The organism is Rhodovarius sp. (assembly GCF_040399605.1).
Lineage (GTDB): Bacteria > Pseudomonadota > Alphaproteobacteria > Acetobacterales > Acetobacteraceae > Rhodovarius > Rhodovarius crocodyli_A.
Genome location: NZ_JBBARU010000111.1, coordinates 1 through 8,107, shown reverse-complemented (window position 1 = coordinate 8,107; position 8,107 = coordinate 1). Strand labels below are relative to the sequence as shown.

Sequence of the window (8,107 nt, the reverse complement as noted above, 5' to 3'; positions counted from 1 at the left end):
ATGCGTCACGAGAGAACATAGATATCGATGACGAGCCCGATGCCGAAGGCGACGGCCAACGGCCGGCAGAGGGGCGGAGCCCTTCTCGGACGCGAAGCGAACAAGTAATCACAAAGTCTTCGTTCGCTCCGCTCGCGCAGTTGAGGGCGCTTCGCCCCTCAAACTCCCCGACCAAAGGCCGGGAGGCCCTTGGAACCCAGGAGAAAATCCATGGCGGTCCAGGGGCGCCTCGCCCCTGGCGGGGAGGGTCCGGGAGGGGCAGCGCCCCTCCTGGGGCGGCACTTCAGAGATAGCGCTGAATATCAAGCGTGCTCTCCCGGCCGATTTGCGCCGAGGATTGGCTCAGAAAATGGTCGGCCGCCTCATGGCCATATTGCCGCAGCGTTTGCAGAAAATCCCAATCGCCGTTGAATTTGGTGCTGAGTTTGAAGGCGCGCATGCGCGGTTCATCCTCGATGCTGTGCAGGAAGAGGCGGCGGTAGCGTGGTTGTTCGAGGCGGCCGCCTTCGAGGAGCCTCTGCACGAAGTCGATCGCGCGCATTTCGCTCATGAGCGAGGCGTTGAAGCTGATCTCGTTCAGCCGGTTCATGATGTCGGAGACGGTGGTGGGAATCTCGGCCCGGTAAAGCGGGTTGAGCTGCACCAGGATGATGTCGGCGGCCGAGCGCTCGTGATAGAGCGGCCAGAGGGCGGGGTTGCCGAGATAGCCGCCATCCCAATAGGCCTCGCCATCGATCTCGACCGCCTTGAAGACATTGGGCAGGCAGGCGGAGGCGAGCAGGGCATCGACGGTCAATTCCTCGCGGCGGAACACTTTGGGCTTGCCGGTGCGGACATTGGTGGCGGAGATGAAGAGCCGCATGGCGTGTTTGTCGTCGCGCAGTTTTTTCAGGTCGAGCGAGTTTTGCAGCGCCCGGCGCAGCGGGTTGAACTCCATGGGGAAGGGGTTGAGCTGATAGGGCGAGGCCACTCGGGTGAGTGCCTCGAAGGCGTTCCAGGCCATGGAATAGCTAAGGTCATAGCCCCAGATCGCCTTTTCCAGCGGGCTGGCCTTCATCGGGCTCATGGCGAAGGTGGCGCCCAGGCTGCGCCAGAACCGCTCCATGCCATCACGCGCGCCGGCGCGGCCGCCCTCGCTCAGGCCGAGGGCGAAGATGGCGGCGTTGATGGCGCCGGCCGAGGTGCCGGACATGCCGTCAAAATCCAGCCAATCTTCGTCCAGCAGCCGCTCCAGCACGCCCCAGGTGAAGGCGCCATGGGTGCCGCCACCCTGCAAGGCCAGGTTGATCTTGCGGGTGTCGCGGCTATGGGCGATGGGCGAGGGCAGGTTCTGGGGCGTGCTGTCCATCATGCCGCGAGCCAGCCGCCGTCAATCGACAGGGCTGCGCCATTCACCGAGCCCGAGCCGGGGCCGACCAGATAGAGCGCCATGCGCGCCACATCCTCCACCTCGATCCAGCGCTTGGAGGGCTGCTTTTCCAGGAGGCGGTCGCGCAGGGCGGATTCTTCGGAGATGCCGAATTTGGCGGCGAGCGGCGCCACCTGCGCCTCGGCCAGGGGGGTGCGGACGAAGCCGGGGCAGATCGCATTGCAGGTGATGGGCGATTGCGCCACTTCGAGGGCGATGGATTTGGTAATTCCCACCACGCCGTGCTTGGCGGCGACATAGGCCGATTTATAGGGGCTGGCGACGAGGCCATGGGCGCTGGCGACATTGATGATCCGCCCCCGGCTACGGGCCAGCATGGCCGGCAGGGCGGCTTTGATGGCGTGGTAGTTGGAGGACATATTGATGGCGATGATGGCGTCCCACTTTTCCTCGGGGAAGTCCTGCACCGGGGCGACGAATTGGATGCCGGCATTGTTCACCAGGATATCGAGCGAGCCGAGGGCGGCCTGAGCCTCGGCTACCATGGCGCGGATTTCGGCGGGTTTGGACATATCGGCCGACGAGTAGGGGGCCTCTGTCACGCCCATCAGCGCGCCGATCTCGGCCCGGGCGGCGGCGATCTCCTCGGGCTTGCCGAAGCCGTTCAGCATTACCTTCGCGCCGGCCTGTGCGAAAATCCGGGCAATGCCCAGGCCAATGCCCGATGTGCTGCCGGTGACCAGGGCGCCCTGCCCTGCCAAAACCTTATCCGCTAAGCTCATGTTTTTGGTCTCAACCTTGGAAATTTTTGTTGCAACGCAATGTGACGTTACGAAATAGCACTAAACACGAAGGGCATCTATGACAGATTTGCATCGCGCTGTCGCGTCATGATGCCGGCGCCATTCGGCGCGGGGTGCTTTTGCGGGCGAGCAATAGCCTATTACATTGCTTTCACAGGCTATAATCGGGAGAGAATGCTGATCCGGCCGCTTTATTCGGCGGCGAGGCGCAAGCCTGCCATCTCGCGCTCGGCCAGGACGGCCGCGATGGCTGCTGCCGCTGCCGCCTGGGCGGGTTCGATCACCGGCACGCCGGCCGCATCCTCGGCCGCCGCCCGGTGGCGGGCCATGCCGGCGCAGCCGAGGATGACCACGCCCGCACCTTGCGCCGCCAGGGCGCGGGCGGTGGCGCAGATTTTTGCCCGCGGTGCCACCGGGTCGGTCAGCATTTCCATATCGAGGTTCAGCGGGATCCAGCCGGCGAGGCGGGATTCCACGCCGAGTGCCTGAAAGCATTTATCCTGCCGGGGCCGCGAGAGATCGGTGAAGCCGATCATGCCGAAGCGATCCGCCCGGTTGAGCGCCGCGCTCACCGCAGAGCGGAGCATGCCAAAAACCGGCCGGCGGGTGACGCTGCGGGCGAGGTCGAGCCCAGGGTCACTGACGCAGCCGATGATGTAGGCCGCCGCCTCCTCTGCCTCGATCACCCGCGCCAAGGGCTCGGCCACCGAAAACCAGTCGCGCCAATTGATGATGGCGGGCGGGCCATCGGGCAGGCGCACCACATCGATGCGCGGCAGGCCGGGGGTGGCGTAATGCGCCACCGCCTCGGCCATGCCATCGGTGCAGGAGATGGAGGAATTGGGGTTGATGATGAGGATGCGTTCGACCATGCGTCCAGCTTGCTGCTGCATCGTCTTGCACGCAAGGCGGTTTTGCTGGACAGTTTTGCTGGCGAGGCGTTGTATTGCTGCATCGCACAAAATTCGGAACGCCCTATTATGACCGCTGAAGCGGCACCCGCCATGCCCCCCCTCGAAAGCTGGGAGCCACAACGCGCCGAGCCGCCGGCACCCTATCCGCGCCCGGCCTTCTGGCTGGCGCTGCGCCGGGGGGCGAGCAATCATTGCCCGGTCTGCGGCGAGGGGCGGGTGTTTCAGGGTTATTTGAAGCTCGTGCCGGAATGTGAGGCGTGCCACACGCCGCTTGGCAAGCTGCGGCCGGATGATGCGGCGCCGTATTTCGTGATTTTGCTGGCAGGCCATGTGCTCCTGCCGCCGGTGTTCTGGGTGGAGAAGCACTATATGCCGCCCATGTGGGTGCATATGGCGCTGTGGCTGCCGCTGTTTACCATCGCCTGCACGCTGTTGCTGCGGCCGGTGAAGGGGGCGGTGGTGGGGCTGCTGTGCCGGCTGGGTTTCACCGGCAATGAGCATATGCCCAATCTTTTTCCCGATAAGAGCTGAACCTTGCCCAATCGCCGCCTAATCCATTTGGAATTGCCCGAGGCGCCGGCGCCGCAAAGCGCCTATGCGGAGGCGGATCGGCGCCAGGCGGTGGCTGATATTCTGAAGGAAAACCGCTTTGACCCCGCGGATCTGGGCGAGGGGCCGTTTTCGCTGGTGCTGACGCTGCGCGAGGGGCGGCTGGCCTTTGATATTCGTGACGCCGAGGGGCGGCAGCCGCTGCGCGCCATCATCCTGGCGCTGGGGCCGTTCCGGCGGCTGATCAAGGATTACATCATGGTGGTGGAAAGCCATGAGCTGGCGGTGGTCTCGGGCGATGGCGAGGCGCGGATTCAGGCGATCGATATGGGGCGGCGGGGCCTGCACAATGAAGGCGCGGAATTGCTGATCAGCCGGCTTGAGGGCCGGGTGGGGTTGGATCATGAGACGGCGCGGCGGCTTTTCACCCTGATTTGTGCGTTGCATCAGCGGATTTGAGGGGCCCTGCCCTTGCCTGCGGAAACCCATTATAGCGCGGCGCGGGGGCGGGCGACGCCCGCAGTGAGCAGGGCATCGGCATGAAGATCAATGGTCAAACCTATCGCAGCGTCTGGCTCGATGCCGATGGCTGGAGCGTGCGGATTCTGGACCAGACCATGCTGCCCTGGCGCGTCGAGCAGCTTTGCCTGCAAACGGCTGAGCAGGCCGCCCATGCCATTGCCTCCATGCAAGTGCGCGGCGCGCCGCTGATTGGCGCGGTGGCGGCTTATGGCCTGGCGCTGGCCATGCGCAGCGCGCCGGGGGATTTGCATGCGATAGCGGCGATGCTGGGCGAGACCCGGCCGACGGCGATCAATCTGCGCTGGGCGCTGGAGCGGATGGTGGCGGTGCTGGGGAATGTGCCGCCGGCTGAGCGGGCGGCGGTGGCCTATGCCGAGGCGGCGGCGATTGCCGATGATGATGCCGAGACCTGCCGGCTGATCGGCCAGCATGGCCTGCCGCTGCTGGCCGAGATTGCCGCAGCGAAGGGGCGGGTGAATGTGCTGACCCATTGCAATGCCGGCTGGCTGGCGACGGTGGATTTCGGCACGGCGCTCAGCCCGATCTACCAGGCCTTTGATGCCGGGCTGGATGTGCATGTCTGGGTGGATGAGACGCGGCCGCGCAACCAGGGCGCCGCCCTGACCGCCTTTGAACTGGGCGCGCATGGCGTGCCGCATACCGTGGTTGCGGATAATGCCGGCGGGCATTTGATGCAGCATGGGCTGGTGGATATTTGCATTGTCGGCACCGATCGGGTGACGCGGCAGGGCGATGTGGCGAATAAAATCGGCACCTATCTCAAGGCGCTGGCGGCGCGCGACAATGGCGTGCCGTTCTGGGTGGCGCTGCCGCATTCCACGCTGGATGTGGCGGTGGTGGATGGGGTGAGGGAGATTCCCATCGAGGAGCGTTCGCCCGCCGAGGTGACCCATTTGAGCGGGCCGGATGAGGCGGGGGTGCTGCGGCGCATTCAGGTGAGCGCGCCGGGCAGTGCGGCGGCCAATCCGGCCTTTGATGTGACGCCGGCGCGGCTGGTGAGCGGGCTCATCACCGAGCGCGGGCGCTGCGCTGCCTCGGTGGCGGGGCTGGCCGGGCTTTATCCGGAAAAATTCACCTGAAGGGATCGGCCGAGGCGAGGATGGCCACGGTTTTTGCCACGCCCTCCTCCAGGCTGGTCATGGGCGCATTCCAGCCGGCCTGACGCAGGCGGGAGAGATCGGCCAGGGTGTGGTATTGGTATTTGTCGCGGATGGAGGCCGGCATGTCGATGAAGCGCGGCGTGACCTCCTGGCCCATGGCGGCACCCACGGCGCGCACCAGATCGAGCCAGCTTCGTGCCTGGCCGGCGCCGATATTGAGCAGGGGTGGGGCGCTGACGGGCTCGTCAAGCAAATAGAGCAGGATGGCCACCACATCCTCGACAAAGACGAAATCGCGCAGTTGCTCGCCATCGGCGTAATCGGGGCGGTGGCTGCGGAAGAGTTCCACCGTCTCGCCGCGCGAGAGGGTTTCGAACACCTTGTGGACGACGCTGCGCATCGGGCCCTTATGCTGCTCATTGGGGCCATAGACATTGAAGAATTTCAGGCCGCAGCAGAGCGGCGGCAAAGCCTGGCCGGCCTCGCGGCGGGCGGCCACCACTTGGTCGAAGAGGTGCTTTGACCAGCCATAAAGGTTGAGCGGGCGAAGCTGGGCGAGGCTGGTGGTGGCGGCGGCGTCATCATAGCCCTGCCCGCCATCGCCATAGGTGGCGGCGGAGGAGGCATAGAGGAAGGGCACGCTGTGCTCGGTGCACCAGTCGAGCAGCATCAGGGAGCAGCGGAAATTGCGCCGCATCACCTCATCGCCATCACTGGCGGTGGTGGCGGAATTGGCGCCCAGATGGATCACCGCTTCAAGGGGTTTGCCGGGCAGCCAGGCGGCGAGTTCCTCGGGCGGGACGATATCGGCGATTTGGCGCTTGCGCAGGTTTTGCCATTTGTTGCCCTGGCGCAGCAGGTCACTGACCACCACGGGGCCGCGGCGGGCCTCATTGAGTGCCGCCACGATATTGCTGCCAATGAAGCCGGCGCCGCCGGTGACGAGGATCATGCGGGCGTTATGCCAGCATCGAGGCGCTTGTAGAACATGGTTGTTTCGGCCGGTTCGCCATCCGGGCGCAGGGCGTGGCCGGGCACCCGGCCATATTCCACCCAGCCGGCGGCGCGGTAGAGCCGGTCACCCGCGCTGCCGGTTTCGGTGTCGAGCAATAAAAGGTTGCGGCCGGCGGCGAGGGCGGCTGCCTCGGCGGTGGCGAGCAGGGCGCGGCCGAGGCCGCGGCGGCGGGCGGTGGAGCGCACCAGCATCTTGCCGATCTCGGCGCGGTGCGGCGCATTGGGCTGATGCGCCATGAAGAGCAGGACGGTGCCCAGCCATTCTCCGGCCTGTTCGGCCACGAAGAGCCTGGTGCTTCCGGCCCTGAGCCCGGGGAGTTGGCCGGCCCAGAAGAGTTCGGCCTCATGGACGGAAAGCCCGGCCAGGAAATTGACCGAGGCGCCATGGGCGACGGCATCGACCAGAATATCGGCCAATTCGGCCAGCCCGGCCTCGGCGGCTTGTGCGGAAACCTCTCGGATCATGCGCGAACTCCCAGGGGCAATGGCGTGATTCATTAGCCCAGGAAAGCCGCTGGGTGAAAGCGAGCCTGCCCTGGCGCGCTGCGCCCCAGCCAGGCTACCAGCATGGCATGGAAGACCCACGCCGCGAGGCCCCCGCCGTCGCCCGCAACCGCGACCCCATCCTGGCCGTGCTGCGGCGCATTCTGCCGCAACAGGGGCTGGTGCTGGAGGTGGCCAGCGGCAGTGGCGAGCATGCGCTGGCCATCGCCCGGGCCTTCCCCGGCCTGACCATCCAGCCCAGCGACCCCCATCCCGAAGCCCGGGCCAGCACCGATGCCTGGGGCCAGGGCCAGGGGAATATGCGCCCGGCCTTGGCACTCGACGCCGCGGCACCCTGGCCGGTGATGGCAGCCCAGGCGGTGCTGTGCATCAACATGATCCATATCGCGCCCTGGGCGGCCACGGAGGGGCTGCTGCGCGGGGCGGCTTCCTGCCTTCCGCCCGGAGGGCTGCTGTATCTCTACGGCCCCTATCGGGTGGCGGGGGCGATGGTGGAGAGCAATGCGGAATTCGATGCAAGCCTGCGCGAGCGCGACGCCGCCTGGGGCATTCGGGATTTGGAGACGGCGGCGGCGGCGGGGGTGGCGGCCGGGTTTGGCCCGCCCGAGGTGATTGAGATGCCGGCGAATAACCTCTCAGTGGTGTTTCGCCGCCATCCGGCTGCTGCCGATGGGTGAGGGCGGCACGGCTCAGCGCGGGTCCGCCGCGTGGCGTTCGAGCGCCTGGGCGAGGGCGGCGGCCTCCACCAAGCGTGGCTTGAGCAGCGCCATGGTGCCGGCGGCGCCGATGGTCTCGAAGAAATCGTCCAATCCCTGCTGATAGGCGCGGCGGTTCCAGTAATCATGGATGGCCAGCACGCCACAGGGCGTGAGGCGGCCATGGGCGGCGAGGGCACAGGCGATGCGAAAGCGGCCATCGACCAGAACGAGATCGGCGCTGGGCATGCCCGCCCATGGCGCGTGCCAATAATCCTGACCTTGCAACGCGCTGGGCGGGTGCAGCGGCCAGCCCCAATCGCTCAGCGGGCCGATATCGGCATGGTGCTGCAGCAGGCGGCCCGCTTCGATGGCTGCTTCCTGCTCCACCGCCACGCGGGCGAGCCAGGTGGTATCGGAATCGACCGAGAGCAGGCGATGGCCGGCCGCAAGGAGAATGGCAGTGCTGCCCCCGCAGCCGAATTCGACCATGGATTGGGCGCCGGTGGCGGCGGCGCGGAGCAGGGCCTGCTCGGCTCCAGTCATGGCCGCAACCAGGGCGGGTGGCGGGGTATTGGCGAGGACTTCGGGCATGGCGCGCTTACGATTTTGGAAA

Annotated in this window: 10 protein-coding genes; 4 read left to right on the top strand and 6 right to left on the bottom strand. The window is 66.3% G+C overall.

Annotated features, from left to right (window positions below; all coding sequences use genetic code 11):
• Window positions 1-283 precede the first annotated feature (283 nt).
• The 3 genes from ABWP84_RS17405 to ABWP84_RS17395 form a co-directional block, all read right to left on the bottom strand.
• The gene (locus ABWP84_RS17405; RefSeq protein ID WP_353213293.1) at window positions 284-1,351 is read right to left on the bottom strand and encodes a patatin-like phospholipase family protein; all 1,068 of its coding nucleotides are present in this window, start codon (window positions 1,349-1,351) and stop codon (window positions 284-286) included.
• On the bottom strand, window positions 1,348-2,151 hold the full coding sequence (locus tag ABWP84_RS17400) for a 3-hydroxybutyrate dehydrogenase (RefSeq protein WP_353213292.1): 804 nt from the start codon (window positions 2,149-2,151) through the stop codon (window positions 1,348-1,350). Before ABWP84_RS17400 ends, ABWP84_RS17405 begins: the two co-directional genes overlap by 4 nt.
• A gap of 212 nt (window positions 2,152-2,363) precedes the next feature.
• On the bottom strand, window positions 2,364-3,044 hold the full coding sequence (locus ABWP84_RS17395) for an aspartate/glutamate racemase family protein (RefSeq protein WP_353213291.1): 681 nt from the start codon (window positions 3,042-3,044) through the stop codon (window positions 2,364-2,366).
• Between the two features lie 108 nt (window positions 3,045-3,152).
• Here ABWP84_RS17395 and ABWP84_RS17390 point away from each other — a divergent pair, with 108 nt between their 5' ends.
• The 3 genes from ABWP84_RS17390 to mtnA all read left to right on the top strand — a co-directional run bounded on the left by ABWP84_RS17390 (window position 3,153) and on the right by mtnA (window position 5,257).
• Window positions 3,153-3,617 carry a DUF983 domain-containing protein gene (locus ABWP84_RS17390; protein WP_353213290.1) on the top strand — a complete coding sequence of 155 codons (465 nt, stop codon included), beginning with the start codon at window positions 3,153-3,155 and terminating at the stop codon, window positions 3,615-3,617.
• Between the two features lie 3 nt (window positions 3,618-3,620).
• Window positions 3,621-4,094 carry a UPF0262 family protein gene (locus tag ABWP84_RS17385; RefSeq protein ID WP_353213289.1) on the top strand — a complete coding sequence of 158 codons (474 nt, stop codon included), beginning with the start codon at window positions 3,621-3,623 and terminating at the stop codon, window positions 4,092-4,094.
• A gap of 80 nt (window positions 4,095-4,174) precedes the next feature.
• Window positions 4,175-5,257: an S-methyl-5-thioribose-1-phosphate isomerase gene (gene mtnA / locus ABWP84_RS17380; RefSeq protein WP_353213288.1), complete on the top strand. Its 1,083-nt coding sequence runs from the start codon at window positions 4,175-4,177 to the stop codon at window positions 5,255-5,257.
• Here the strand turns inward: mtnA and rfaD are convergent.
• Window positions 5,250-6,230: an ADP-glyceromanno-heptose 6-epimerase gene (gene rfaD / locus ABWP84_RS17375; RefSeq protein ID WP_353213287.1), complete on the bottom strand. Its 981-nt coding sequence runs from the start codon at window positions 6,228-6,230 to the stop codon at window positions 5,250-5,252. The two genes, mtnA and rfaD, sit on opposite strands and share 8 nt — an antisense overlap.
• The gene (locus ABWP84_RS17370; protein ID WP_353213286.1) at window positions 6,227-6,757 is read right to left on the bottom strand and encodes a GNAT family N-acetyltransferase; all 531 of its coding nucleotides are present in this window, start codon (window positions 6,755-6,757) and stop codon (window positions 6,227-6,229) included. The genes rfaD and ABWP84_RS17370 overlap by 4 nt, the downstream gene beginning before the upstream one ends.
• A gap of 107 nt (window positions 6,758-6,864) precedes the next feature.
• Between ABWP84_RS17370 and ABWP84_RS17365 the strand changes: the two genes are divergently transcribed.
• On the top strand, window positions 6,865-7,473 hold the full coding sequence (locus ABWP84_RS17365; protein ID WP_353213285.1) for a DUF938 domain-containing protein: 609 nt from the start codon (window positions 6,865-6,867) through the stop codon (window positions 7,471-7,473).
• A gap of 12 nt (window positions 7,474-7,485) precedes the next feature.
• On the opposite strand, the gene ABWP84_RS17360 is transcribed toward ABWP84_RS17365, so the two are convergent.
• On the bottom strand, window positions 7,486-8,107 hold a 622-nt coding region (locus ABWP84_RS17360), incomplete at its 5' end, for a hypothetical protein (protein WP_353213284.1).

What these genes read in the sequence shown, in the direction of transcription:
- ABWP84_RS17405 (WP_353213293.1), bottom strand. Translation starts at nt 1,351, where the DNA reads ATGATGGACAGCACGCCCCAGAACCTGCCCTCGCCCATCGCCCATAGC.
- ABWP84_RS17400 (WP_353213292.1), bottom strand. Translation starts at nt 2,151, where the DNA reads ATGAGCTTAGCGGATAAGGTTTTGGCAGGGCAGGGCGCCCTGGTCACC.
- ABWP84_RS17395 (WP_353213291.1), bottom strand. Translation starts at nt 3,044, where the DNA reads ATGGTCGAACGCATCCTCATCATCAACCCCAATTCCTCCATCTCCTGC.
- ABWP84_RS17390 (WP_353213290.1), top strand. Translation starts at nt 3,153, where the DNA reads ATGACCGCTGAAGCGGCACCCGCCATGCCCCCCCTCGAAAGCTGGGAG.
- mtnA (WP_353213288.1), top strand. Translation starts at nt 4,175, where the DNA reads ATGAAGATCAATGGTCAAACCTATCGCAGCGTCTGGCTCGATGCCGAT.
- rfaD (WP_353213287.1), bottom strand. Translation starts at nt 6,230, where the DNA reads ATGATCCTCGTCACCGGCGGCGCCGGCTTCATTGGCAGCAATATCGTG.
- ABWP84_RS17370 (WP_353213286.1), bottom strand. Translation starts at nt 6,757, where the DNA reads ATGATCCGAGAGGTTTCCGCACAAGCCGCCGAGGCCGGGCTGGCCGAA.
- ABWP84_RS17365 (WP_353213285.1), top strand. Translation starts at nt 6,865, where the DNA reads ATGGAAGACCCACGCCGCGAGGCCCCCGCCGTCGCCCGCAACCGCGAC.